Source organism: Levilactobacillus acidifarinae DSM 19394 = JCM 15949, from assembly GCF_001434835.1.
Classification (GTDB): Bacteria; Bacillota; Bacilli; order Lactobacillales; family Lactobacillaceae; genus Levilactobacillus; species Levilactobacillus acidifarinae.
Window position 1 is genome coordinate 369,352 of record NZ_AZDV01000005.1, and the last position, 25,754, is coordinate 395,105.

Genomic DNA, 25,754 nt, shown 5'->3' on the forward strand with positions numbered 1-25,754 from the left:
TCTTGTACCACGGTTACGAGACCTTCCGCATACCAGACCGCTAATTCACGAGTTTTAAATTTGAAAGGATGATTTTTATCTATGGCAGAACAGCCGAATCAAAGTAACACCCCAATTTCCGAAACACCCGACCCCGGACCGGCCACGCCACTGTGGCAGCGTAGCACCGCGCAACTTCAGACCGACTATGACACGGACGTCACGACCGGTCTGAGCGCAGCCGAGGCGAAAGCCCGTTTGGCGCAAAACGGACCCAACGAGCTGACCGCTAAGCCGCAGTCCAACCTGTTGCGGTTTTTAAAACAATTCAATAACAGTATTATCTACATCTTAGCGGCCGCCGCCATCATGACGTTCTTCATGCACCACTACTCCGACTCAATCGTTATTGGGTTAGTGATCGTCGCTAACGCCTTCATCGGCTTTTTCCAGGAACGTTCCGCCGATAATGCGCTAGCGAGAATCAAGGCGTTGCTGGTGTCCGAAGCCGTCGTGATCCGGGACGGACAGAAACTCACGATGCCGTCGCGCGACGTGGTCGTCGGCGATCTCGTGCAACTGGAAGCCGGGGATACCGTCCCCGCCGACTTACGGTTAGTGGACGCGGACAATCTGAAGATTCAGGAATCCGCGCTGACCGGGGAAACCGACTCCGTGTTGAAGGGCGAAGACCCGTTGACTGCCAGTGACCTGGCGTTAGCCGATCGGTCGAACCAAGCGTTTGCCTCGACGGCCGTGACGAACGGGTCTGGCCGGGGAATCGTGACGGTGACCGGAGCACAAACCGAAATTGGGACCATCCAGCAACACGTCGCTAAAGTGAAGGCCCAACCCACGCCGTTAATGCGGAACTTAAACCGTTTAGGCCTGGGCTTGTCACTGGCCATCCTAGTGGTGGCGGTCTTGCTGTTTGTTTTAGGGATGATTACCCACGTCTACAGTCTCCCGACCTTGCTGATCGCCGTGATTACCATGGTGGTTGGGTCGATGCCGGAAGGCCTGCCCGCTAGTACCTCGGTGGTGCTGGCGATGGGTACCCAACAGATGACTAAGCAAAACGTCATTGTGAAGACCTTACCCGCGGTTGAAACGCTGGGGGCTGTGGACATCATCAACACCGATAAGACCGGGACGTTGACTAAAAACGAAATGACCGTGACCGACGTGTTGACCCCCAAAGCTACCTACACGGTGACTGGGGTGGGCTACGACGCGGCCGGTCAGGTCCAAGACCAGCAGGGACAGACCGTGGCCTGGCAAGACGATGCCAACCTAGAATGGTTGGTCCAGATCGCCGGACAGACCTCCGACGCCGAATTCCACGAGGAAGACGGTCAGTGGGTCTTAACTGGGGAACCGACCGACGGGGCGTTGACCGCGTTGTATCACAAGTTGACCGGTCAAGACCCCGACCCGCAAGAAATTGATTCGTTACCGTTTGATTCGGCGATTCGGTATTCCGCACGACTGGTCGACCACCGCAACCAGCGTTGGTTACTGGTCAAAGGGGCACCCCAAACGTTACTGCGTCTGATGCAAGATCAGGGCCAGACCGTGGATACGGCCGCCTGGCAGGACCGGTTGTCGCAACTGACCCGCCAAGGAAAACGGGTGGTAGCCTTAGGGTACCAACCCGTCCCCGCCGATGCGGACGAAGTCGACGATTTACCAATCGGTCAAAATTTGCATTTAGCCGGAATGACCGGGATCATCGACCCCCCACGTCCCGGGGTGGCCGACGACGTCAAACAATTGCGTTACGCCGGTATCAAGGTCAAGATGATTACCGGGGACGACCCGGAAACCGCCGCGGCAATTGCGGCACAGCTAAACTTGGCCGAACAACCCAAGGCGATTACCGGACCGGAATTGAACCAACTGAGCGACGCCGAACTGGTGGACAAGATCGACCAGTACACGGTGTTTGCCCGGACTACGCCGGCCGATAAACTGCGGATCGTGCAGGCCCAACAGAAACGGGGCCACGTGGTCTCGATGACCGGGGACGGCGTGAACGATGCGCCGGCGTTGAAGCAGGCCGATATCGGGGTGGCCATGGGGATTCGGGGAACCGACGTCGCCAAGGACTCCGCTGACATGGTCTTAGCCGACGACGATTTCACCTCGTTACTGGGCGCCGTACGGGAAGGCCGGCACGTCTTCGATAACATCCGCAAGACGATTCGCTTCCTGTTACCGACCAGTTTTGCCGAAGGCCTGATCGTGGTGCTAAGTATCCTGATGGACCAGACGTTACCGCTGTTCCCGACACAATTGTTGTGGATCAACATGGTCTCGGCCCTGACGATTCAGTTTGCCTTCATCTTCGAACCCGCCGAAAGTGGCATCATGAAGCGGGGTCCCCGGGACGTCACCAAGGGGATCTTGGGCAAGTACGACATCTTCGAAGTGGTCTACGTGTCGTTACTGATCTCGGGACTGGGGATGTTTGCCTACGACCTGTTGACGAGTCAGGGGCTCAGCGCCGTGGTCGGCAGTACCATGACGTTAAACGTGATCATCTTCGGCAAGATTTTCTACCTGTTCAACCTGCAAAACGACCATCCGGTCCTCTCGAAATACTTCTTTAGAAATAAGATGAGTTTCGTGATTGTCGCCATCTTGCTGGCGTTACAAGCCATGATTATCTACTGGCCCGCCATGCAAGGCGTCTTCCACACCACCAGTGCGAACTTCACCTACGGCTGGGGCGTGCCGATTCTTGCCGGCATCGTGGTGCTTGTGGTGACCGAAATTGCCAAGGCGTTACGCCACCGGTGGCAACACTTGGTGCAGAATAAGGAACAACGCGTGACGGCCGACCGTCAGGCGGATTAAGTCACGTAAAAACACGCCGCCAGTTAGGGGCGTGTTTTTTATATGAGCTTCTAAAAATTCTGTTCAGGTTAAACCACCGTACTGGCGTTGAACCGGCACGACAGAGTACACTAAAACCCGAGGTGATGACATGCAGAACTTTTTCTTCGATTTTGATAGTACCTTAGCCGATACCAAGCGGGTCGCCGTGGTGGCCACGCAACAGGCCTTCTTAACTAAGGGGTTGACGGCGCCCGCCGCCAACGTAGTGGTGAGCTACATGGGCGTGCCCATCGAGGTGTCGTTTGCCAAGATGGCGGACCGTCCGTTGACGCCCGCGGACTTAGAGCCGTTATTTCAGGAATTTCGGCGGCAGTACGCCTTAGCCGACGGGGAGATTCAGCCGTTCGATGGTATGTTAGACACGCTGGCCGCCCTGAAGACCGCCGGAAAACGGCTGTTCGTGGTCTCCAGTAAACACTCGACGCCGTTACGCCGGAACCTGGCCCAGATTGGGATGGAGACCACTTTTGAGGCGTTATGCGGGTCCGACATGGTGGCCCACTACAAGCCGGCGCCCGACGGCATCTTGAACCTACTGGACCGGTTTGAGCTAGACCCGGCGCAAAGCGTGATGATTGGCGATGCGATTTACGACATTCAAATGGGGCAAAACGCGCACGTGGCGACGGCGGGCGCGCTGTGGGGCGCAGCTGATCCCACGGCCGTAAAAAATCAACAGCCGACTTACTTACTCCGGCACCCAAAACAGCTCCTTATCATTTGATAAGTGCTAAATTTTAAGTTGAATTTAAACAAAAATATAGTATGATGTGGTTACAATCATTTGGGATGCAAATTATTATTAAATTAATAAATCGTGTCCAACTGGCTTTAAATTTAACTTAAAATGGTCTGACAAAGGTTGGGCCACCGTTTGAAAGGGAGTATGCCCCATCAAAACCGAAGATATCCAGACGTGGACTGCCGCTGAATTAACGCGTCGCGGCCGCGATGCTAGTAAGTGGCAGTTGTTTGCAACGTCTGCTGAAAAAGACGTCTATTTGTTTCGTAATCCCATCAAGAATGAACAGATCACGGTGTATCAACATGCCGATGGTCAACGGATTATGGGCAACGTGTGGGGTTCTTAAGACTACTGTGAAGTTAACAGTTTAACGACCGATTCACCGAACTTTTCCGGCGAATCGGTCGTTTTTAGATTGTACTAAAAGCTGTAATGCGGGTAAACTGATTAGGGAATATCAACGTCAGGGGAGACGTGGGAGGAAGTTGATCATGAAATTACGAACACACGTGGACCGCACGCATTATTCGCGGTGGTTTCACTTTTGGGACCAGTACAAACGACTGACCAGTTGGGAACAACTAATTGTGGTCTTAGTGGCATTTGTTTATCATCCGTGGTGGTTACTGGTGATCATCGGCGTGGGCGCTGGTTGTGATGTCATTTGGATGCTGAGTATGGTGGTAGAAGACTGGCGGCATCACCGAAAGGATGACTTTCGGTACCGTTAAAGGAGGATGACTCGATGCAAACTAAGGGACGCGTTAACCGCGAACATTACTCGCGGTGGTTTCGCTTTTTCGACTGGTGTGAACAACCGGTCTCGTGGATTTTTCTGGTCGCGCTGGTGGTGATGGTCTTCGCCAACATTGGCTGGTTAGCCATCGTGGTTGAGGTCAGCTTCGGGTTTAACCTGATCTGGTTGATCTCGTTAGTGGTGGAGGACCTGATTCATAAACGCCGGGGAGATTTTCGTTATTATTAGTAAGTCACCAACCTTTTTACCGAATTTTACGGAAGTGGCTGGTCAGGGTCGGTTCTGACTCCTATACTATTAAACAAAGGGGGCGGAACAGTTTGAATAACAAGAGTTCCGATTGTACCGAAATTTTAGTAGGTAAGGCCGCCAGTATGGACGGTTCCACGATTGTCGCCCGTAACGAAGATGGTTACGGTCCGGTCAATCCGATTAAGGTTGTGGTGCACGCCGCAACGGATCAACAGAATGCGTCATTTACGTCGATCACCACGGGCGTCCACGTCCCGCTGCCGGATCACGCGTACCGCTACACCGGCACGCCGCAAGCTGACCAGAGTGATGGTCAGTACGAAGAAGCCGGGATCAACGAATTTAACGTGGGCATGAGCGCCACGGAAACCACGGCGACCAACGCCCGCGTTCTGGGGTACGACCCGTTAGTTAACGACGGGATCAACGAAGAGGCCATGGTCACGCTGGTCTTGCCGTACATCAAGAGTGCTAAGGAAGGGGCCCAACGTCTGGGTGCCTTACTAGAAAAGTACGGTACCGGTGAAAGCAACAGTATTTCCTTTAACGATAAAAATGAAATCTGGTACCTGGAAACGGCCGGTGGTCACCACTGGGCCGCGATGCGGATTCCGGATGACTGCTACGCCATCGCGCCGAACCAGACGTTGATGCAAGAAATCGACTTGACCGATAGTGCCAACTTTATTGGCGCCAGCGATTTGAGTGACTTTGTGGCGCAACACCACCTGAACCCCGAACCAGGACACTTCAATTTCCGTGAAATCTTTGGGACCCACAGCGAAGCCGACGCGTACTACAACACGCCGCGGACCTGGTACGGCCAGAAGCTGTTTAATCCCGAAATTGAACAGGTGCCAACCAGTCAAGACATGCCGTTTACCCGTAAGCCGGCCAAGAAGATTGCCATCGAGGACGTGCAGTTCTTCCTGTCGTCGCACTATAACGGCACCGAGTACGACCCGTTTGGCACCTACGCTTCGGGCACGGCTAACCAACAACGGAAGTACCGGCCAATCGCCATGGACCGTAACCAGGCCTCGTCCATCCTGCAGATTCGTAACGGGGTTGATGACGCGCACGCCGCGATTCAGTGGGTGGCGTTAGGGTTCTTCGCTTACAGTCCGTACATGCCGTTCTTTACCAACATCAACGACACGCCGGAAGACTACAAGAACACCACGACCACGGTCTCGACCGACAACGTTTACTGGTTGGAAAAGACCTTATCCGTGATCATCGAACCGCACTTCCACGAGTACGTTGAAGCCATCAACGCCTACCGCGATGCTTGCCAATCCTACGCTCGTGGTCGGGTTGAAGCCACGGATAACGCCGTTGCCGATGCCACGGACGTGACCGAATTTCTGACTCAGAGCAACGCCGAGACCGCCGGAGAGATTTCCAAGCGGACGCACGCGTTATTCGACCAACTGGTCAAGCACGGGTTGAACCTGTCACTGACGGCTTGGGAAAAGGGTCAAAACCTGTAAGTTAACGATCTCATCAATTAAAAAAATAAGCGTTGCCCCGCAATTGTGGGACGACGCTTATTTTTGCGGCTTAGTGGTCAAGCGGCAAAATTTTCTTACTAACGTTACTGACCAAACTGGTGGGGGGTTCCGGGAGTTGGTGGGTAAACTGTAGGAAAGATGTGAACTTTTCTTTTCCATCTTTAATGATCAACAAATTTATGAGACGGGTTATTCGACGGCTACCATCAAGCTTTGAATCCCTTCTATCATGAGTGTTGAGCGGGTCTTCGCGTTGGTGCGAAGGCCTTTTTTATTACGGAGCTTGTGAAAATTGGGATTGACGGAAGATGGTTAATCCGCTGTAATGTTAGACAGGGAGGGGAAGAGGGAATGGCAAAGGAGTCGGAAAACCTAAATTACGATCACGCAAAACGAACTGCTCAGGCCTTCGTGACGCGGCACGCTCAAACGCGAGATTTACGCGCATTACGCACGATGATCAATCATCGGTTACGGGGACGATGGCGGTGGCGCTTCGCAACGTTGCCAAACGAATCATTGGTCATGGTGATTGCCGCCTTGTTAGCCGCGGTAGTGACCGTCGTTCAGATCGTCATGTTTTTAACACTGGATGCCTAGTGTTAGGCGTGATACTTAGCGGGTAACGGTGGCCTTATTTTAAGCCGGAGTTCGGACGAGTCGTCGGGACTCCTTTTTTGTCGGGTAAGTCAGGGATTATTGAGCCAACCCAAATTTCTGTAGAGCCCGTGCGGCCGCTAACACCGTGTCTTCCGGTCGGTGTTGAGTCCACCCCAGGTCGTGTTCTGCGGCTGCGGTGGTGTGGTGATATTGCCGGTCCAACATGGGCACCAGTGAGCGCATATTGGGGATGAACCGCGCGGCCAACTTGGTGCCCCAGTTAGGAAGGGCCCGTACCTTGAGGTGGCGTTCGGGGAAGTGAGCCTGGAAAAGGCGTTCCACGTCTATCATTTGCAGCGTCTGGGAGGCGGCGAGGTAACGGTTTCCCACGGCAACGGGCTGTTCAAAGGCCAAACGGTGTAAATGCGCGAGGTCTCTGACGTCCGAAATTTCTAGCGGAACGTGGGGAATCAGGGGCATTCCCTGCAGTAATTGTAAAATGATTCGGTTGGAGCTAACGGCCTGTGGTGAGAGGATGGGCCCAAAGATGGCTCCCGGTAAGATCGTGGTGAGTGCGAGGTCGTTGGCGCGTGCGTAGTCCCAGGCCGCCGTTTCGGCCGCAACCTTGGAGCGGCGGTAGGGGTCAAGGTCGGGATTTTTAGGGTCGGTCCAAAAGCTTTCGTCCAGCGTTGCGGTAGTATCGCGTAGTGGGGTTGAAACGGCCTGGGAACTGGTCATGACCACGCGTGAGACGTCCGCAGCCTTGGCCGCCTTGAGAACGGTCAAGGTACCGTTTTGGGCGACGGTAACCAGTTCGTTGACACTTTGCGTGCCGTTTCCCATGGGGGAAGCCACGTGAATGACGCCGTCCGCGCCACGAAGGTTGGCCACCCAATTGTGGTCACTCGTGAGGTCGGCTTCAAAACAGCTGAAGTGCGCTAACTGGGTCGGCGTCACGGCCGTGGCAATTTCGGCGGTCAGGGCCGGTGCCTTCTTGAGCGACCGTACGCTGGTCGCGACTTGATACCCCGCTTGTAAAAATTCGACAATGACCCATCCGGCAACAAACCCGGTGCCCCCGGTAATAATTACTTTTTTCATGAAATCAGTCCTCTAATCGATTTAGTTAGACAAATAAAACGTAAAAGTGTCTATTTTTAATTTAGACAAATCATACTATTTATTGTCTATTTTGTCAAAATAAATGGTATAATTAATTTCGAGGAGGTGGCTCATGGACCCCAAAGAAGACTTAACAATTAGGTTAAATCACATTATTTTAAGCCAAGGGTTTCGACAGCTTTCCATGGTGGATTTAGCCAAACAGGCCGGTGTTAGCCGGGCCAAATTATACATCTACTTTAAGAATAAGGACGAAATTGTGGCGGCGGTCGTGGGACGGCGGTTACAATTTCTGCAGAAATATCCGGTACCGACTCAGGCAACCGCCACCACGCTGGTGCCGACCATTTTGAACGCGTTATTGCTGATGGGCTCGACCACGACGCGGTTTGAACGAGAATTGTTGGCGGTGTACCCGCAACAGTACCGAACGTTTATGCACGCCTATGAGACCTATCACCGGCAGTTAGTGGACTTTTATCAAGACGCCCAGGCGCACCAATTGTTAGTGGCGGATTTGTCGGCGGAGTACCTACTGTTTCAAAGTCAGGTCAGTGTTCGGGGGATTTTGCAGGGCGTGCAGACGGGCCAATTAACGCTAGATCAGGGGGAACGGTACCTGCGTGAGGGGTTCACCTTCCAGCTGCGGGCGCTCCTGGTAGATTCCCAATTGGCGGTGACACCGGAGACCCGGGCGTTTGGTCGGGTGATTATTCAGGAGTATTACGATACCTATGCCCGGACTCAAGTGAAATGAAGATTAACGCAAAATCGGCAATTATTCCTGGATTTGGAATAATTGCCGATTTTATGACCCGCTAGTTATTTTTTAATCTAAGCGGTCTTCTTTAAGTGTAACGTCATCGCGTTAATCGCGACAATCACGGTACTTAACGACATCACGATCGCGCCGACCATGGGATCCAGCATGAAGCCAATCGGCGCCAGAATCCCGGCGGCCAGAGGAATCGCAATCAGGTTATAGCCGGCTCCCCACCAGAGGTTTTCGGTCATCTTCCGGTTGGTTGCCCGGGCTAAACTTAAGAATTGAATCACGTCACCGGGTTCACTGGCGACCAGAATCACGTCGGCCGCTTCAATGGCCACGTCGGTCCCGGACCCAATTGCCATGCCGATGTCCGCCCGAGCGAGGCTAGGGGCGTCGTTGACCCCGTCACCGATGAAGAGCACCTTCCCTTGGTGTTGATACTTCTGGACTAAGCGTTCCTTGTCCTCGGGTAAGAGGCGGGCTTGGACTTGGTCGATCCCAACGGCTTGGGCGACCTTCTGAGCGGTTTCTTGGTTATCCCCGGTCAACATGACGGGGGTAATCCCGTGTTGCTTCAGGTAGGTGACCAACGTTACGGCGGACGGTTTGATTTGATCGCCTTGGGCGACGACCCCTAAAACTTGGTCACCGCTGACCAGGTAACTCAGCGAGTTTCCTTCGGCGGCTAACGTCTTGAACTGGTCGTGGTCGTAGTCTAAGTGGTGTTGTTCCAGGTAGTTGACGGCAACGACCCCGTAAGTGGTGCCATCAATGGTCCCAAATTGCCCCATTCCGGTCACTTGATGGGGATCACTGGCGCCGGTCACGGTCAAATGAGCCCCGTTCGCGGCGGTTAAGATCCCGGTAGCCAGGGGGTGACTGGACCCATTTTCCAGGTCGGCCATCAGCTGTAAAATCTGTTGGTCATTATACTGAGAATCTAGGCTTAAGAGGTGGTTAACCTTGAAGTGGCCTTGCGTTAAGGTCCCGGTCTTATCCATTAAAGCGAATTTCAACGTCTTGACCTGTTCGACGGCGTCTCGGTTACGAATCAGTAACCCGTTTTGGGCGGCAAGTGCCGTGCTACGGGCAACGACTAGTGGAACGGCCAACCCTAAAGCGTGGGGGCAGGCGATCACGAAGACCGCCACGGCCACGGGCAAGGCGACCGCCAGACTAGTAATATTTAACCAAATAATGAAGGCTAAAATGCCGACGAACAACGCCGCGTAGAAGAGGTACCCTGCGACCCGGTCGGCCAAGTTTTCGGAAGCGGACTTGGCTTCTTGGGCGCTTTGAATCAGGTCCATCACCTGAGCCAGATAACCGGAATCCCCGGTCCCGGTAACGGTCGCGGTGAAGGTCCCGGTCCCGTTGACGGACCCCCCAATTACGGCATCGCCGACCGTCTTTTTAACGGCGGCCGCTTCACCGGTAACTAGGGACTCGTTCACGGCGGAGTTCCCGGTTAAAATGGTGGCGTCGGCCGGAATCTGTTCTCCGGCCCGAACAACCACTGTTTGCCCGGTTTGGAGGGTATCCAAACGAACGTCACTGACGTGTCCGGCCGCATCCTGAACGTGGGCAACTTGCGGTAATAATTTACTTAACGCGTCGACGGCGGACCCCGCGTTCATCACGGTGTTCATTTCAATCCAATGCCCTAACAACATGATGTCGATCAACGTGGCCAGTTCCCAGAAGAAGTCGGTCACGACCGGCGTTACGTGGAAGAGGTTATTAGCGATGACCGCGTAGATGCTGTAAATGTAGGCGACACCGATCCCCATGGTGATCAACGTCATCATCGCGGGTTTCTTGGTTACCAGCTCGCCGCGCGCACCACTGAAGAATGGCCGGCCACCATAGAAGAAGAGGACCGTGCCAATCACCGCAACGACCCAGTCACTGCCCGGAAAGGTTAGTTGAAAGGGTAAACGCATTCCCATCATGGGGGACATCAAAATAATTGGAATGGTGAGAATCAAAGATACCCAGAATTTTTGTTTAAGGTTGCCCATGTGCATCATTTGACCGTTCCCCATGTCCATGTCGCCCATGGTATGGTCCTGATGTTGGTGCGGCGTTGGGGCCGTTTGATGCATCGGCATTGGCATCCCGGCCATTTCGTGGTCGGTCATCTTCATCGTTGACTTCTTATCAGTCATTATGCCTCACAACTCCCTTCGCAATCGTCGGGCAAGCAATCACACGGAACGCTTGCCGGGGCGGTCGCCAACTGTTGTTCTAAATGCGTAATTAAGGTTTGCACGTCGGCGTGACTCAACTCGAGTTGGTCCACCACGTGCGTGAGCGCCGTGCCCCGGTGCATCGCACACATCTGGTTGAGTTCGCCTAACAAAGCGGCGTCCATCGCGGCCTGCTCCTGAATTTGGGGGGTGTAGATGAACTGGCGTCCCTGTTTGGTGGTGGCCAGGGCCCCCTTCTTGACCAGACGGCCAATCAAGGTTTTAATTGTAGGGGCCTTCCAATCGTGTTGCTTCTCCAATAGGGCAATGATGGTGCGACTATCGGCTTGTTTTAAGGTCCAGACTACGCGCATCACCCGCCATTCAGCGTCGGAAATTGTCGCGGTAACTTCGGTGGTTGCCATGTAACTCACACCCCTTTACTGACTACAAGTGTAATCTTAATTTCTGTACCTAGTCTACAACCCATTCTTGGGGGTGTCAAGCAACACGATGACGGTTATGACAAATTATTCTTTAATAGGTTAAAATTTCAGCAAGATTCAATGAATTTACGCTATCATCGGGTACACTTTGTATAATTAGAAGGAGTTTTTGATTGATTGAAAGGAGCGTTTGACTCGTGAAAAGTTTAAAACGCTGGTTAGTGCGGGTCAGTCTCGGACTAGCCGTCTTGGCGGGATTCGCGCCAGCCCTCACCGCGCAAGCCGCTAGTGGGGTGACCAAGGTCCCGGCCCGAGCGGCCTACGTGATGGACGCGCAAAGCGGGCAAGTACTGTACCAACAGAATGCTAATAAACGTTACCCCATTGCTTCATTAAGTAAGCTTTTAACGGTCTATCTGACGGTTAAGGCCATTGATCAGGGGAAAATTAAGTGGACGGATCAGGTGCCCATTGATCACAACTTGATTCGGTTAAGTCACAATTCCGTTTTTTCATCGTTGCGAATGAAGAGCAGCGATCAATTTACGGTTAAGGAGCTGGTCGTGGCCGCCATGGTCGCTTCTTCGAACAGTGCGGCGTCGGCGTTGGGTAATTACGTGGCGGGCAACAATGCCGCGTTCATCCAACAAATGAACCAGCAGTGTGCGGACTGGGGCATTAACGCCCACTTTATCAGTTCTTCGGGATTAGATAATTCCGATCTGAAGAGTTACGGTTATCGGCTTCCCGGGACCGGGGCCAGTGAGGAAAACTTAGTTTCGGCTAAGGCCATTTCAATCGTGGCCCAACACCTCTTACAGGCCGATCCGGAAATTACCCAGATTGCCAGCAAGACCGAAGCCACGGTTAACGGGACCACGATTTATAATGAAAATAGTTGTTTACCGGGGAAGTCCCAGTATAAGAAGGAAAGTCAAATTGATGGGCTAAAGACGGGGTATACGGAGAACGCCAAACTCTGTTACACGGCCACGTTTTGGGTGAACGGTGAACGGATGATCGCAACCATCTTGGGCGGCGACACCACCTTTTCGGCGATGAATAAGCTGATTAAGCAGGTCAAACAAACCTACCAGTTACAGGCGACGGCTTTAAATAGTCGCAACGTGGTGTTAGTGAACGGTGCCTCGGTACTCGCGGCACCCAAGACGGCCCAGGTTGGGTCGTGGACGCAGGGGAACCAGACCGATACGGTGACCACCCAGTTTAAGCCCCAACTGACCACGACTGAACTGCAGACCGGTCAGGTGCAAAGTGGCGATCCGGTGGGCGTGATGACCGTGGCGGACCAACAGACCGGTATCACCCAGCACGTGACCTACTACGCGCAAAGTGACGCCACGCTATTCACCAGTTACCAGGCCTTCCAACCGGCAGCGACCCAACCGGCAGCGTTACTGAAGACCTTAACAACGCAAACGGCGGTCTTTGACGCGAATTAGTCGGACTGGTACACTAATGATGCAACATTATTTGAGATAAACCTGTTATAGCGTTGAGAAGGGGGACCGTTGTCGCGGTCCCCCTTTTTGTCGGGTTAAAGGTAGTCGATGACCATTGACCGGTAGCGTCGTTGCGTGATAGACTGTCTCCCATTTGCGAAAAAGGGGGTGACGAGTTGAAGTGGTGGCAGGCACGCCAGCAAGCCTTTGCGACCCAGCTAAACGACCGAGAGTTACGTTTGGTTCGTTACATATTGATGGGGTTAGTGATCGCCAGTGTCGGTTTAGCGGCGCTACATCGAACCGAACTCAGTAGTGGCGCCGTGGGGGTGTGGATGCTAATGGTCGGTGATTATTGGGCCGTTCGGTTGGCCCAACGCCGCGTGAATTTTTTAGTGAGCCTCTTGCTTGGTTACCTGGGCGCCTTGGTCGGGGGCCTGGGTTTATTATTGGGCCTGGGATTGATCTTTCGGTGGTAAATCGGAGACTTCAAAAAGACACGGTCGGGAAATAAACCCTCCTGACCGTGTCTTTTTAGGTTGCCAACCGCTGAGGCTAAAACGTGCAACCAAGGTAGCCGGTCGCACTTATCCCGCCGGACCTATTCTGGTGCCGGAATTAATGCCGAAACATGAAGATTCCTCGAACAATTTCGCCGCCAATCAACAGTAACATGACGGTCCAAGAGACGATGGTTAACGTGCTTCCCATTTGAAAGGCCTCCTCGTGAAATTAATAACTATATAAGCTTAGTTTAAGCTCAATCCCAGTTTAATGCAATAGGAACCGCTTACAAAAAAACAATTATAGTGGGTCCCGGTTGGGTATGATATGTAACTAATCCATCTGACTAATTTCGAGGGTGATTGATTGTCGGGCGACATGGGTGTCGCTATAGTGAAGATAATCCGAGCTAGGCTGAGGGCCTCCACATGACGTAAAGGGGGCGTCGGATGACCTGAGCGCTAGTCCTAAAATCAGTTGGTAGGGGGAATTTTCTCATGAAAAAATGGATTACGGATATCGTTCAAGAACAGACTTACGACGCCACGCGCCAGGCGAAGTTCGATATTGCCACGATTGGTCAGTCGATGGGGTATCAAGTGGTGAACCTCTTTCGCTACAACGATCTGAAAGAATCTAACCAGGCGGTGCGTTCCCGGATTGACGGCATCACGGAGGCCGTGGCGGCCGGTGATTTGTTAGTGTACCAGTATCCATCTTTGAATAGTGGGCGGTTTGAAAACTTTTTTGTAGAACGGATGCATCAACGTCACGTGAAGTTTGTGTGCCTAGTGCACGACGTCGAAACCCTGCGGGACCAGCGCCCGCCGAAGTGGATTGACGAGGTGGCCTACTTTAACAAGTGTGACGTGCTCATCGTGCACAACCACCGCATGGCGGCCAAATTGCGGGAGATGGGTGTCACCACGCCGATGGTCTACCAATACCTATTGGACTATCTGGACGACAACCACGCCCCGGACCGCTACGTCGCGACCCCCGAGACGTTTAAGCGTGGCGTCGTGTTGGCGGGCAATCTGATGAAGTCACGCTACATTGCCCACTGGGACCACGCGACCCCGATTACCGCGTTTGGCAACGCCAGTCCCGAAGTTGAAGAGGAATTTGAAGCCAATCCTCAAGTGGACTACCAGGGGAAGTTTTACCGTTGGGAATTAATTCAGCGGTTACCGCGGACTTTCGGGCTGGCCTGGGATGGTGACACGTCGATTTACCGTTACGACGACTATACGCGCTACAACCATCCCCACAAGGTCTCCATGTATTTGTCTCACGGGTTACCGGTGATTGTCTGGCGGGATGCCGCCGTGGCCAAACTGATTGTGACCAACGGGTTGGGGATTGCGATCGATAGTTTGAGCGACATTGACGCGGCAATCCAAGAGATCAGCGACCACGAGTTGGCCCAAATGCTGAGTAACGTGAACGCGTTTGGGTACCTGATTCGGGACGGGTGGTTCACCCGGCAGGGGCTGCAGGCGGCCGAGCAGAAGATTATGTTACCGAACTTTAAAATTCCACAAGACGATTAACCAAAAAATCAGTTACCACCATAAAAATGGTCGTAACTGATTTTTTAGTCGCCGTTAAAGTGGCATTCGGGCGGTTGAGTTCCCCAATTGGTGTGAACCGTTAGGAATTGGTGACTTGAATCAAGGTAGCAAAAGTGGCGGTGGTCATGCCCGGTGTGATCCGTAGTCGTTCCAGGTTGTAGCGGCCCTGGCTCATCTGGGCCAGACCTTCCTGGGTGGTTAAGGCCAATTTATACCCGGCCTGTTTCGCTAATTTACGCGTGGTGGCATCCGCTCGGCCGGCTGGGTAACACAACATTTGCGTGTTCTGGTTCAGCTTTTGGTCCAACCATTGTTTGGACGCCACTAACTCGGTCTTCTGTTGGGCCGCGGTCAGTTCGTTTAAGTTTAAATGTTGAACCGTGTGGCTGGCGAAGTCGACGTGACCGGTCCGCTGCATGCGCGTCATCTCGGCTAATGAGAGGTGATTGGACTTATGTGTAAAGCCGGTGATGACGTTGATGGTGGCGTGCAGGTCGTAGCGCTTAAGAACCGGTAACGCCTTGGTCAGATTGTCCTTGTAGGCGTCGTCAAGTGTGATCCAGACGACCTTTTTCTGGGGCACACTGTTGGTTTCTAAAGCCTTGATGGCCTCGGCCGTGGTCAACGTGCGGTAGTGGTGGGCCTTGAGGTAGGCCATTTCCTGCGCAAACTGGGCTTGCGGTACCCGCAACTGATTTCCCGTCGAAATACTATGGTACATCAGGATCGGTAACTTTAATTGATGCTTGAGCTTGAGCCATTGCGGCTGCGTGACCGGCTTAGCCTTGGCCTTGGACGCGGAACTAGCCGCGGACTTGGTCACTTTAGTGGTGCGGGGAGCAACGGTCGTGCGGCGACTTTGCCGCCAGACGACGCCCCCGAAGATGGCGATGATGATGAGCAGACAGCTTCCCCAAATGAGTCCTTTGCGTTTCATGATAATTCCCCCAACTTTTTCGGATAGTTCCATTATAGTATAGGGGGTTCAACTTAACCGACAATTAAATTTAATCGGCGCGCTGAGCTAGCCGTCGATAGTAATCAATTGAGTCGGGTTCGAGGTGTAACGCGGCAATCACGTCGCGGTCGGTCAATCTGGGATGGCGGCGCAGATAGTTAACTAAGTAACCTTGGTACAGGACGGTCGGGCTCAACTTGAAGTTGGTGACGGCCTCATCGGGACGAAGGTATTTGTGCAGGCCGGGGAGGGTCAGGTGCGGATCGGCGGCGGCCCGTTGTTTTAAGAACCAATCGGCACACTGAAAGCGGGATTGTAAGGGCGCCAGAAAGGCCCGAAATTGGGTTAGGAATTGCTGCTCGGCGGCGGGCCAGGCGGTCGTATCGAGTTGGGCCGTGAAGTTGGGCTTGAGGTAGACCTGAACGGGATAGCCCTTGGTGGTCAGCAGCATGGCGGCCCGGGTATAGACGTGTAACCGGTCGTCGGCTAACCAGGTGGTCAGGTCGTCAACCCACCGGAAGTTCACCGGGCGAGTAGCGGCCTTAGGCTTACTTTTAAGGTCGAGCGTCGGGAGGTAGGGCGTCCAGTTGTGTGAGAATAGGAACTTGAAGTAGACGTTGAGGTGGGAGAGTACCTTGTTGTAGGTTTGGTTTTGAATCTCCCGACTATTAGTCAGCATGGCCAGGTACTGTTCCACGTCGGGGGTCTGGAGCTGATTCACGCGGTGGTCGGCCTGATAGGTCGGGTTAAAGTTTTCCAAATAATGGAAGAAGTCCTGCAGGGTGGTGGTATATTCGTCGCGGGTTGCCTGGGCAATGTCGCGTTTAGAGAGGTCCCGTTCGAAAGCGTCCTGATAGGGATAAAGTATTTTCATGTGATGACCTCCTGACAAGAGTTACTTTAACCATAACATGCGCCCCCGGTAAAGTAACCGGGGACGCACGTTTAATTCAAGTTTATTCGCGTTAATTGTTAACGTGTTCTTTAGCCCGCACCTGTTGGCGCAAAGCAGTTTTTTCCTCTTCGGAGATGAAGGCGCCGTTAATGGCGTTTAACGTTAACTGTTCCATTAACGACCAGCCGAGGCCGTAATGGTCGTGCAAGGCCATAAATTCGCCGGTCAAATCAACGTCGGATACCGTCCGGTCGTCGGTGTTGATGGTCACACATAATCCGGCGCTGAGAAATTCGCTCAACGGGAAGTCGTCGTAACCAGTCACGGCCTTGGTTTGAAGGTTACTAGTCAGACACATCTCAATCGGGGCGTTGGCCGCTTTGGCCTGGGCAATAATTTTAGGATGCCCGCTCATGTGGACCCCGTGGCCAATCCGGCTGGCACCGAGGTCGAGGGCCTCGGCCACGTTACTGGCCGGACCGGCCTCCCCGGCGTGAAATGTGAAGGGTAATCCCGTGGCTAACCCGGCGGTAACGGCGGGAGTTAGGTCGTGAGTCGGGTGGTTGTATTCGTCACCAGCGAAATCAAGACCGACGACACCTTGATCGGTAAACTCGGCAGCCGTTTGAAAGACGTCAATGCATTCGGCTAACGGGCGATCCCGCATGGCACACACGATGGCGTTTACGGGAACGCCGAATTTTTGCGTCCCGCGATGGAGACCGATCAGGACGTGATTGAGTGCTTCTTTAATGGTTAATCCCTTGGCCGTGAAGATGGCGGGCGCAAAGCGGGTTTCCATGTAAATTAAACCGTCTTTAGCGGCCGTGTGGACCATGTCGTAGCCGGCAATCTCAAGCTGTTCCGGCGTCTGCATCAGATCGGTAACCACTTGAAACCGTTTCAGATAATCAATCAAACTGACCGTTTCAATGGGCGCGGTCACAAGGTCCCGTAAGGCCGCGTCGTCAGCGGGAAGGGTGTCGCCACTGACGGCCGCCATCTGCCGGAGAGCCGGCAAGGAGATGGACCCGTCAAGGTGACAATGCAGTTCTACCTTAGGAAATTGACGAACAGTAGTTGCGGTGAATGGCGTAGCTTGAGACATACTGAATTCCTCCTTATTGATCCCCATTTTTTCGGGGGAGCGCTAGCGTTAAAACGTTTAACTAGGCTTAATAAAATAGGTTTCAAAATAATTGATAGCGCTTCCTTTTAGTATACCATTCTCCCAAAGGTTATTAACAGTTTGTTAGTTGACCGAAGACAAAGTTATTTATTGATTAAACCGGGGGATACCATTATTAGTTGACCATTAACTCAAATTACGGGAATCCCTTGCGGTTCTAAGTACGGATGACAAATTTTACAAATTAAAAATTTAAGGTAAAACCGTTGTTTCGGAGCGGGAAACATTATAGAATTAGTGTGGTCATCAAAGGTGTTATTTAATGGCCCTAAAAACTAGCTGACAACGAGGGTGTGGCGCGTGCTTTTGAGCCACACTTTTTTGAAATTAAGTAGACGACAATATTAAGAGGATTAATTGAGAATGATAGTTAAGAAATACATCCACGGGGGAGTATATCTGGCTGCGGTTGAGGGGGAACAATTATTATGGAACAAATGAACACGCGCTTGACGCGGTCGCTTTGGCGGAGTCAACGAACCAGAAAGAAGCGCTATATCACCGGGTTTGATGGGCTGAGAACGCTCGCGGTGATTGGCGTCATCGTGTACCATCTGGCCCCGTCTTCGATGCAGGGTGGGTATTTAGGGGTCCCCATCTTCTTTCTGATTTCGGGATACCTGGTGACCTACCTGTTGATTCAAGAATGGGAAACGCACGGCAACGTCAATTTCTTGAGCTTTTATAACCGGCGGGTCAAACGGCTCTATCCGGCCTTAGTAACCATGATATTAGGAACAACGGCGTATATTACGCTGTTTCAGCGAAATCTTCTGGTCAATATCCGGGGAACGGTGCTGACTAATCTGGTGTACGTGTACAACTGGTTTGAAATTCATCACGGACAGTCTTACTTCGATCGGTTCAGCGGGGAATCACCGTTTACCCACCTGTGGACCCTGTCGATTGAAGGGCAGTTTTACCTGGTCTGGCCGGTGGTCGTGGTGGGCTTGTTGCTCCTGTTCCGTAGTCGGGTCAAAGCGGCCGCGTTACTCTTAGCGGCGGCGATTGCCTCGGCGATTGCGATGGCGTTACTTTACGACCCTAACAATTTAAACCGGGTTTATTACGGGACCGATACCCGGATGTTTGCCATCTTGATTGGGGCGGCCATGGCCTTTATCTGGCCGGCCTATAAACTCAGCGGGAACGTTACCCGCAGCCACCGATTGATTCTCGATGGCCTGGGATTAGTTTCGTTATTGGGAACGGTTATTTTATTCTTTAGAATGAACGGCCAAGCGGCTAGTACTTACAAGGGCGGAATGTTCTGGTTCACCATGTTAGCCGCCGTATTGGTGGCAACGGTTGCGCATCCCGGAAGCGACATGAACCGGCTACTGACCAACAAGTTCTTCAGTTACGTAGGTAAACGGAGTTATGGCATTTACCTGTACCAGTTTCCGGTGATGATTTTTTATGAATCCCGGGTGCAAAACATCGGGAATCACCCGTTACTGAACGCGTTGATCGAAGTGGCGTTGATTATGGTGGTAACGGAAGCTAGTTACCGGCTGATCGAAAGTCCTTTGCGCCACTACCAGTACGGGCAAATGTTTAGTGACGTTCGGCGGTTGATCCGCCAGCCCGCGGCACACCGGGTGACTACGGCGCTGGGGGGAGTGGCGGTCCTGTGCTTTATGCTGACCGCTGTAGGGTTTGTTCAACAACCGGCCGCGGCCAAGCCGACCGCGTTGCAAAAGACCATCACTAAGCGTCAAGCCGAGGCCCAAAAGCAAAATGCGGCCGCGGCAAAGAAACAAAAGGCACTGGCGAAGGCTCAGGCCGAGTCCAAGAAGAAGCACGATAAGGCCGTGGCCTTTTCCAAGCTCTCTAAGGCTGATCAGAAGACGGCCAAGTACTACTTCTTGACCGCCGACGAACTCAGCAGTAGTAAGCAAACGCCTCTGACCGCTATCGGGGATTCCGTGTTACTAGATGACTCGGGCGATCTACAGAAGGTCTTCCCAGGTGCTGTGGTGGACGGTCAGGTTGGCCGGCAAGCATCCGCGATGCCTGGCGTGATTGCCAGCGTTAATCAACGGGGCCAGATGGCGAAAAACGTGCTGGTGAACATCGGTACGAACGGGAACATTAGCCAAGCGCAAGCCGATCAGATTGTGCAGGGCATCGGGCGCGATCATCAGATCTTCTGGGTCACCGCCCACGTTCCGACCCGTGAGTGGCAGAATCAGGTGAACACCATGATTCATAAGACGGCGAAAAAGTATTCAAACGTGCACGTGGTGGATTGGTACGCCGAAGCTAAGGGCCACTCCTCGTGGTTCGTAAGCGATCACGTTCATCCGAACGACCACGGTAATCGTTACTTCACGTCACTGATTGCCAAAACGATTAGCAAACAACTGACTAAATAAGTGCAAGCCTATGGTTCCGGTAACTCGCGGAACCGTAGGCTTTTTTGTGGGGTGGGCGGTTAATCAACCAGGAGATTTGACAGTTCATTTACTAAGGCCGGTAATCTAAAGACTCTGAGCAACCGTTTTCCAAGGAGAATGCTATACTAACTCATGAATTCAGAAATGAATTCTGTATGTCATTTTTACTGGGGGTAATGGTTATGATGAAAAAAGTTGCAATGGTTGCTGCTGCGGCTGCAATGGTCTTACCATTAGGTTTGGGAGTTATCGCGCCTGCTGCTGGGACAACAACAGCACTCGCGGCAACCAAGACCGCTGCGAAGAAGACGACCTATAATTTGAAGTCCGTTAAAACCTTGAAGAAGACGGCTTACCACGTTAAGGCGGGCAAGCCAACCTTGTTCTCTGGGGCGTTCGCGGCCGATAAGGCGAAGGTTACCTTTGCTAAGAAGGGGAACCTGAAGACGGGCACCACGTATTACGCGACTAAGAAGATCGTGGTCACCACCAAGGCGACGAAGACTGCTAAGGCCAAGACCATGACTTGCGTTTACGTTAAGACGGCCAACAATAAGGTCAAGGGTTGGGTTGCTTTAGGCAACTTAACTGCCGGTAAAGCAACTGCCAAGAAAGCAACTAAGACGGCGGCTGTAAAGAAGGCTACTGCCAAGAAGACGACCACTAAGAAGGCCGTCAAGGCGGATAAGGCAACGGGTAAGACTTACACCTTGCTGAAGGCCAAGAACCTGAAGAAGACAGCTTACCACTTTAAGGGCACCGCACCAGTTTACTTTACTGGTAAGTTTGCGGCTGACCAAGCTAAGGTAACGCTGACTAAGAAGGGCACTTTACCACAAAGCAAGACTTACTACGCAACTAAGGAAATTACGGTAAAGCAAAATAAGAAGAACGTTAAGTACCTCTACGTCACCAACAACAAGACTAAGGGCTTTGTTCAAGCTAACAAGTTGACTGCTGGTGCGTTCATGGCCGCTGACTAATTCATCGTTAACTTACCCAAAAAAATGGACTGCATTAGCGGTCCATTTTTTGTGTCGTCGGTTAAGTTTAGAGGCCGGTAGCGCGGATAAATAGTGAGCTGATTCGCCGGTAAGTACTAGGGCCTGTCTTGAAAGACTAAGCTGGAGGATTCAGCGCTTCCGGGCCAGTCAGCAACGGGCTGGAACGGGGTGGGCACGGCTTCAAGCCCACAAATCAGGTCTTGAAGACCGGCCTTTGTCTAGGCCGGTAAAAAAACACCGGCCAACACAAATCTCACCCCTGAGCCCATTTCTGACTGACCCTCCAGCTCACACGAGTTATAACAACAATTAAACCAAATTTTTTCAACTAAGAGGTCATGAATGACCATTTAAATCTGTGCTAAAGTTTTAAGATAGGCCCTAGCGATTTATGAAAATCCAACAGGTCATTATCCATCAACAGGGTACCCTTAAATCGGTGATATACCGGGTATGCGGGACACTTTTTTTGGATATAACAGGCCCTAAAGTATACGGAATTCTAATATTTCTAAAGGTGCGCTAAGGTTCTTGGGTTATTCCTTTACAAAGTGAATTTGGGCTCGCATAATGAAGGTGTGAAAGCGCTACGATCTATACGGAGGTGTTTTTTGATGGTTAAGACAAAAGCAGTAATGATCGGTGCGGGGCTTGCTAACATGGCCGCGGCCGTTTACCTGATTCAAGAAGGTCACTGGCGTGGGGATCAGATCACGTTCTACGGTGCCGACATGCACGGTGCCAACGACGGGGGACCCACCACGGACTTCACCAGTGAATATTGGAACGAAAACCACCCGATGGAAAATACGACGGGTTACGTCGCTCGGGGTGGCCGGATGCTTAATTATCGGACCTATGTTGATCTCATGGACTTGTTGGACCGGATTCCGTCAGCCACGGAACCCGGGATGACCGCGGCCGAGGATACGCACGATTTCGATGCGCACCATCGGACCTACGATAAGGCCCGCTTGTTACAAGGTGGCAAAGGCATTATCGACGGTGGAAAGTTAGGCTTGAACAATAAGGATCGGGTTTTGTTATCGAAGTTAGTGATGATGCCCGACGACGATGAAACCAAGTTGGACAACGTTTCGATCGCGGAATATTTCAAGGATGATCCGCACATGTTCCAGACGAATTTCTGGTACATGTGGGAAACCACCTTTGCCTTTCGGACCCAAAGTTCTGCGCAAGAACTACGGCGCTACATGCACCAAATGATTTATGAATTTACGCAAATTGAACATTTAGTCGGGGTCAACCGGACCCGGTATAACCAATTCGAGAGTATCATGTTACCGCTGATTAAGTACCTCGAAGATCAAGGGGTCACCTTTATCGATAACCGGATCGTGACGGATTGGGACTTCGCGGACAGTGAACTTCAAGACGACATTACGGTTACCGGCATCCACGTTAAGAACGTAGACAGCGGCGAAGAAGAAGTCGTCGCTATCGATGACGACACGGCCGTAATCTTCACCAACGGGTCCATCACCGACTCGGCGACGATGGGTGATTACGACACGCCGGCTCCCGAAAATATGGAATACGGGATTTCCGCGGCGCTGTGGAAGAAAGCCACGGAACGCTTCTACAACTTGGGAACGCCGGATAAGTTCTTCAACGACCGGAAGAGTTCCGAATGGCTCAGCTTCACGTTGACCACCAAGGACCACTTACTGTTGAACGAAATTACCCGGATTACGACTCAGGTGCCCGGGAACGCGTTGAATTCCTTCTTGTCCACCACGCCAATCACGCCGTTGGGCCAAAAGGACGTCAACATGTCCATCGTGGTGCACCATCAACCCCACTTTACCACCCAGAAACCGAACGAATCGGTTATTTGGGGCTACTTCTTGTACCCACGGCGGACCGGTGAGTTCGTCCACAAGCAATACATCAAGATGACCGGGAAGGAAATGGCCCAAGAATTGATTGGGCAACTCTCCAAGGTTGACCCCGGTCCAAACAACATCAAGAACAAGGAAGCCGAGATTATGGACAGCATCATTAACAACATTCCGGTGTACATGCCATACGCTTCCGCGTTGTTCAACAACCGGGCCAAGACCGACCGGCCAGAGGTCCTGCCAGAACATTCGACCAACTTAGCCTTCACGGGTGAATTCGCCGAACAACCGTACCAGATGATCTTTACCGAACAAAGTGCCGTACGTTCCGGCGAAATTGCGGCGTACCACTTTGCCGGGGTTTCGATGGATAACTTAGTCGATACACCGCGGTATGACAAGGACCCCAAGACGTTATTGCGGGCCACCAAGAAGATGTTTAGTTAATCTGTGAAGTTCAGCGGTTCTGAGCTGATGCACCAAAGCTGGGTTGCCCTCGGGCGACGGTCAGTTCGGAACTCTGTTAACTTGTTTAACCAAAAAGCGCAGGTCGACGACCCATGGAAACGGTCGTGGAACTGTGCTTTTCTGGTGCTTTAAATAGATTAGATTTAGCTTGGCGAGATCTCAAGTCGTCCTCACGTTTTATGTCACGAAATGACTTACTGTGCTAGGGCGTTGACGTTGTGCCGGTACGTAACCGTTGTTTGCCAGAACGGAATTTTGACGACCCCCATGACTTTATTGGCGTCGACGTAGCCCCAAGCGCGGCTATCCTCGGACACGCTCCGGTGATCACCCAAGACGAAGTAGTGCCCCTTAGGTACCGCGTTCCCCCGATACTTCCAGTGGTGTTCCTTAGCTAATTCGCTTAGCGTCCAGTCGCCAGTCCCCGCCGTACGTTCCGTGGAACTGATAAACGATTGATTAATCTTACGGTTATTCACGTAAATGTAGCCGTTCTTGCTGACGACCTTATCGCCGGGCAACCCAATCACCCGTTTGACGTAGTTGGTGCCGGGCGTGGCGTTGGGGTCCTCACCGTAAGCATCGAACACGATGACGCTGAGTTGTTTGACGGTCAACGGTTTGACCACAATCATCCGTTCCTTATCGGCCAGATTAGGCGTCATGGAATCGCCCGAAACCCGCACGACTTCGAAGAGGTAGGTGCGGACTAAAACTACCAGGATCACGGCGACAACAATCGGCACCACCCAGCTGAGGATACTTCGCAATAATTTCATGATTCGATAGGACTCCCATTTGATAAAAGATGTCATTATTTTAGCATAGGCGGAGAAAACCGCGTTGTTTTTCGCAGAATCTTAAGGCTTTCACTAGTTTACGGGACGTTGCGGATAATTTAAGGCAAAAACTTTACAAATTCAAGAGAAATTTTGTTCAAGTGGTAGCGCTTTCAATGAAATTATGACACAATAATAGTGTTAACCGGTTTTAGACTAAGGAGGAAATACCATGGCAGATCAAAAAGAACTTTTGAAAGTGGCAACGGCAATGCTTGACCGAGCATACACCCCTTATTCTCATTTCCACGTGGGAGCGGCAGTGGTCGGCGATAGCGGCAAAGTTTATGGTGGCTGTAACATTGAAAACGCGTCGTACGGGGCAACGAACTGTGCGGAACGAACGGCCATTTTCTCAGGAGTTGCAGCGGGGGAGACCCATTTCAAGGCAATCCTGATTACGGGGAATACGGATGGCCCCATCGCACCTTGCGGAATTTGTCGGCAGGTCATCGCCGAATTCTTCGACCAAGACGCCCCAGTTTACCTGACCAACCAGAAAGGGGCCTTCGCGGAAACCACAGTGGCGGGAATCTTACCAGGCGCCTTCGTGGAATTAAAGTAGTACATATACAAAACGCACCTCAGCCTAGGCGACCTGCCTAGGCTTTTTAAGTGCGCGAGGATTAAAGGGAGAGGACTTTACACAAGTCACGGAAACCGTTACGGTCGGTGACGGATTAAGCAGGGGACGGCTGTGGTGGGGGAAACGAAAGTGTAAGCGATACCGGGAACTTGAAGTTTTGATCAATTAATTGAGGCCAATTGTGAAGTTATCGGCTGATTAGCAATCAAATAAGTGGTGAAAGTAACGTAACGGTCTAGTCTATTTGCCGTAACGGCTAAACTTACAGTTGAGCTGAAAGAGTATTCTGACTTATATTGGCCTGGTTGGTCATCTGGTGTCCGTTGTCAAGCGGGGCCCCGGTTAACGGGGGTGTTTAGAGCAATGATTATAAAAAAACGACTATTGGTCTAAACCAATGATCGATTATTAAAAAAATATAAGGCCAGAAAGGTTAGTAGTCAGGAACTAGTTATCCTGTACAAGGTTTGGATTGTTACCATATGAGCCAAATTGGGGTCACCTTTCACAAGTCGTTGGCGTTATAATTAAAATCAGGTTACTAGGTAAATTGGGCTAGTTGGACCGTGGTTCGGTCCAAACCGTGGTGGGGAAATAATGTGCTATAGAATGCTTTTATAGCGTAAATTGTAAAGAAAGTTCAGACAATATTTAAAAAAGGGTTTATTTTTTACGACTGAGAGGAGATACTATGAGGGGGATATTGTCGATCAATCGTAAAGGTACCACCAGGGTTGAG

General features: G+C 52.0%; 21 protein-coding genes. 14 read left to right on the forward strand and 7 right to left on the reverse strand.

Going from position 1 to position 25,754, the window contains the following annotated elements; translation table 11 throughout:
- Positions 1 to 81: 81 nt before the first annotated feature.
- The 6 genes from FD25_RS04070 to FD25_RS04095 all read left to right on the forward strand — a co-directional run bounded on the left by FD25_RS04070 (position 82) and on the right by FD25_RS04095 (position 6,748).
- On the forward strand, positions 82 to 2,838 hold the full coding sequence (locus FD25_RS04070) for an HAD-IC family P-type ATPase (RefSeq protein WP_057801593.1): 2,757 nt from the start codon (positions 82 to 84) through the stop codon (positions 2,836 to 2,838).
- Positions 2,839 to 2,968: 130 nt separating this feature from the next.
- Positions 2,969 to 3,604, forward strand: coding sequence for an HAD family hydrolase (locus FD25_RS04075; protein WP_057801595.1), 636 nt, complete (start codon positions 2,969 to 2,971; stop codon positions 3,602 to 3,604).
- Positions 3,605 to 4,116: 512 nt separating this feature from the next.
- Positions 4,117 to 4,356: a hypothetical protein gene (locus FD25_RS04080; protein ID WP_057801598.1), complete on the forward strand. Its 240-nt coding sequence runs from the start codon at positions 4,117 to 4,119 to the stop codon at positions 4,354 to 4,356.
- Between the two features lie 14 nt (positions 4,357 to 4,370).
- Positions 4,371 to 4,610, forward strand: a complete 240-nt coding sequence (locus FD25_RS04085) for a hypothetical protein (RefSeq protein ID WP_057801600.1) — start codon at positions 4,371 to 4,373, stop codon at positions 4,608 to 4,610.
- 92 nt (positions 4,611 to 4,702) lie between these two features.
- Positions 4,703 to 6,127 (forward strand): C69 family dipeptidase, encoded by a 1,425-nt coding sequence (locus FD25_RS04090; RefSeq protein ID WP_083484076.1) that lies wholly within the window; start codon positions 4,703 to 4,705, stop codon positions 6,125 to 6,127.
- Positions 6,128 to 6,499: 372 nt separating this feature from the next.
- Positions 6,500 to 6,748: a hypothetical protein gene (locus tag FD25_RS04095; protein ID WP_057801601.1), complete on the forward strand. Its 249-nt coding sequence runs from the start codon at positions 6,500 to 6,502 to the stop codon at positions 6,746 to 6,748.
- Between the two features lie 96 nt (positions 6,749 to 6,844).
- On the opposite strand, the gene FD25_RS04100 is transcribed toward FD25_RS04095, so the two are convergent.
- Positions 6,845 to 7,849, reverse strand: a complete 1,005-nt coding sequence (locus FD25_RS04100) for an NAD-dependent epimerase/dehydratase family protein (protein WP_057801603.1) — start codon at positions 7,847 to 7,849, stop codon at positions 6,845 to 6,847.
- 133 nt (positions 7,850 to 7,982) lie between these two features.
- Between FD25_RS04100 and FD25_RS04105 the strand changes: the two genes are divergently transcribed.
- Positions 7,983 to 8,627, forward strand: a complete 645-nt coding sequence (locus FD25_RS04105) for a TetR/AcrR family transcriptional regulator (protein WP_057801605.1) — start codon at positions 7,983 to 7,985, stop codon at positions 8,625 to 8,627.
- A 77-nt stretch (positions 8,628 to 8,704) separates the two neighbouring features.
- Here the strand turns inward: FD25_RS04105 and FD25_RS04110 are convergent, their stop codons facing one another.
- Positions 8,705 to 10,744 carry a heavy metal translocating P-type ATPase gene (locus FD25_RS04110; protein WP_057801851.1) on the reverse strand — a complete coding sequence of 680 codons (2,040 nt, stop codon included), beginning with the start codon at positions 10,742 to 10,744 and terminating at the stop codon, positions 8,705 to 8,707.
- 62 nt (positions 10,745 to 10,806) lie between these two features.
- On the reverse strand, positions 10,807 to 11,253 hold the full coding sequence (locus FD25_RS04115) for a CopY/TcrY family copper transport repressor (RefSeq protein WP_057801606.1): 447 nt from the start codon (positions 11,251 to 11,253) through the stop codon (positions 10,807 to 10,809).
- 218 nt (positions 11,254 to 11,471) lie between these two features.
- Here FD25_RS04115 and FD25_RS04120 point away from each other — a divergent pair, with 218 nt between their 5' ends.
- From FD25_RS04120 to FD25_RS04130, 3 genes are all read left to right on the forward strand, one after another.
- On the forward strand, positions 11,472 to 12,737 hold the full coding sequence (locus FD25_RS04120) for a D-alanyl-D-alanine carboxypeptidase family protein (protein ID WP_057801609.1): 1,266 nt from the start codon (positions 11,472 to 11,474) through the stop codon (positions 12,735 to 12,737).
- A gap of 176 nt (positions 12,738 to 12,913) precedes the next feature.
- Positions 12,914 to 13,216, forward strand: coding sequence for a hypothetical protein (locus FD25_RS04125; RefSeq protein WP_057801611.1), 303 nt, complete (start codon positions 12,914 to 12,916; stop codon positions 13,214 to 13,216).
- A 522-nt stretch (positions 13,217 to 13,738) separates the two neighbouring features.
- A complete protein-coding gene (locus FD25_RS04130; RefSeq protein WP_057801613.1) occupies positions 13,739 to 14,794 on the forward strand; it encodes a glycosyltransferase in 1,056 nt (351 codons plus the stop codon).
- A 100-nt stretch (positions 14,795 to 14,894) separates the two neighbouring features.
- Here the strand turns inward: FD25_RS04130 and FD25_RS04135 are convergent, their stop codons facing one another.
- The 3 genes from FD25_RS04135 to add all read right to left on the reverse strand — a co-directional run bounded on the left by FD25_RS04135 (position 14,895) and on the right by add (position 17,776).
- Positions 14,895 to 15,752, reverse strand: coding sequence for a polysaccharide deacetylase family protein (locus FD25_RS04135; RefSeq protein WP_057801615.1), 858 nt, complete (start codon positions 15,750 to 15,752; stop codon positions 14,895 to 14,897).
- Positions 15,753 to 15,822: 70 nt separating this feature from the next.
- Entirely contained in the window at positions 15,823 to 16,647 is an 825-nt protein-coding gene (locus FD25_RS04140) for a phage integrase N-terminal SAM-like domain-containing protein (RefSeq protein WP_057801617.1), read from the reverse strand.
- A gap of 91 nt (positions 16,648 to 16,738) precedes the next feature.
- Complete coding sequence (gene add / locus FD25_RS04145) at positions 16,739 to 17,776, reverse strand: adenosine deaminase (protein WP_057801619.1); 1,038 nt, start codon at positions 17,774 to 17,776, stop codon at positions 16,739 to 16,741.
- Between the two features lie 509 nt (positions 17,777 to 18,285).
- Between add and FD25_RS04150 the strand changes: the two genes are divergently transcribed.
- From FD25_RS04150 to FD25_RS04160, 3 genes are all read left to right on the forward strand, one after another.
- Entirely contained in the window at positions 18,286 to 20,235 is a 1,950-nt protein-coding gene (locus FD25_RS04150) for an acyltransferase family protein (RefSeq protein ID WP_057801621.1), read from the forward strand.
- A 206-nt stretch (positions 20,236 to 20,441) separates the two neighbouring features.
- On the forward strand, positions 20,442 to 21,239 hold the full coding sequence (locus FD25_RS04155) for a hypothetical protein (protein ID WP_235807914.1): 798 nt from the start codon (positions 20,442 to 20,444) through the stop codon (positions 21,237 to 21,239).
- Between the two features lie 635 nt (positions 21,240 to 21,874).
- Positions 21,875 to 23,569, forward strand: a complete 1,695-nt coding sequence (locus FD25_RS04160) for an oleate hydratase (protein WP_057801626.1) — start codon at positions 21,875 to 21,877, stop codon at positions 23,567 to 23,569.
- A gap of 215 nt (positions 23,570 to 23,784) precedes the next feature.
- Here the strand turns inward: FD25_RS04160 and lepB are convergent, their stop codons facing one another.
- Positions 23,785 to 24,369, reverse strand: coding sequence for a signal peptidase I (lepB, locus tag FD25_RS04165; protein ID WP_057801628.1), 585 nt, complete (start codon positions 24,367 to 24,369; stop codon positions 23,785 to 23,787).
- Positions 24,370 to 24,601: 232 nt separating this feature from the next.
- On the opposite strand from lepB, the gene FD25_RS04170 reads away from it, so the two are divergent.
- Positions 24,602 to 24,994, forward strand: a complete 393-nt coding sequence (locus FD25_RS04170) for a cytidine deaminase (RefSeq protein WP_057801629.1) — start codon at positions 24,602 to 24,604, stop codon at positions 24,992 to 24,994.
- Positions 24,995 to 25,754 lie beyond the last annotated feature (760 nt).

Bases quoted from the DNA above. Each gene is read 5' to 3' on its own strand.
- FD25_RS04070 (WP_057801593.1), top strand. From the start codon at position 82: ATGGCAGAACAGCCGAATCAAAGTAACACCCCAATTTCCGAAACACCC.
- FD25_RS04075 (WP_057801595.1), top strand. From the start codon at position 2,969: ATGCAGAACTTTTTCTTCGATTTTGATAGTACCTTAGCCGATACCAAG.
- FD25_RS04080 (WP_057801598.1), top strand. From the start codon at position 4,117: ATGAAATTACGAACACACGTGGACCGCACGCATTATTCGCGGTGGTTT.
- FD25_RS04085 (WP_057801600.1), top strand. From the start codon at position 4,371: ATGCAAACTAAGGGACGCGTTAACCGCGAACATTACTCGCGGTGGTTT.
- FD25_RS04095 (WP_057801601.1), top strand. From the start codon at position 6,500: ATGGCAAAGGAGTCGGAAAACCTAAATTACGATCACGCAAAACGAACT.
- FD25_RS04100 (WP_057801603.1), bottom strand. From the start codon at position 7,849: ATGAAAAAAGTAATTATTACCGGGGGCACCGGGTTTGTTGCCGGATGG.
- FD25_RS04105 (WP_057801605.1), top strand. From the start codon at position 7,983: ATGGACCCCAAAGAAGACTTAACAATTAGGTTAAATCACATTATTTTA.
- FD25_RS04110 (WP_057801851.1), bottom strand. From the start codon at position 10,744: ATGCATCAAACGGCCCCAACGCCGCACCAACATCAGGACCATACCATG.
- FD25_RS04115 (WP_057801606.1), bottom strand. From the start codon at position 11,253: ATGGCAACCACCGAAGTTACCGCGACAATTTCCGACGCTGAATGGCGG.
- FD25_RS04130 (WP_057801613.1), top strand. From the start codon at position 13,739: ATGAAAAAATGGATTACGGATATCGTTCAAGAACAGACTTACGACGCC.
- FD25_RS04135 (WP_057801615.1), bottom strand. From the start codon at position 15,752: ATGAAACGCAAAGGACTCATTTGGGGAAGCTGTCTGCTCATCATCATC.
- FD25_RS04140 (WP_057801617.1), bottom strand. From the start codon at position 16,647: ATGAAAATACTTTATCCCTATCAGGACGCTTTCGAACGGGACCTCTCT.
- add (WP_057801619.1), bottom strand. From the start codon at position 17,776: ATGTCTCAAGCTACGCCATTCACCGCAACTACTGTTCGTCAATTTCCT.
- FD25_RS04150 (WP_057801621.1), top strand. From the start codon at position 18,286: ATGGAACAAATGAACACGCGCTTGACGCGGTCGCTTTGGCGGAGTCAA.
- FD25_RS04155 (WP_235807914.1), top strand. From the start codon at position 20,442: ATGAAAAAAGTTGCAATGGTTGCTGCTGCGGCTGCAATGGTCTTACCA.
- FD25_RS04160 (WP_057801626.1), top strand. From the start codon at position 21,875: ATGGTTAAGACAAAAGCAGTAATGATCGGTGCGGGGCTTGCTAACATG.
- lepB (WP_057801628.1), bottom strand. From the start codon at position 24,369: ATGAAATTATTGCGAAGTATCCTCAGCTGGGTGGTGCCGATTGTTGTC.
- FD25_RS04170 (WP_057801629.1), top strand. From the start codon at position 24,602: ATGGCAGATCAAAAAGAACTTTTGAAAGTGGCAACGGCAATGCTTGAC.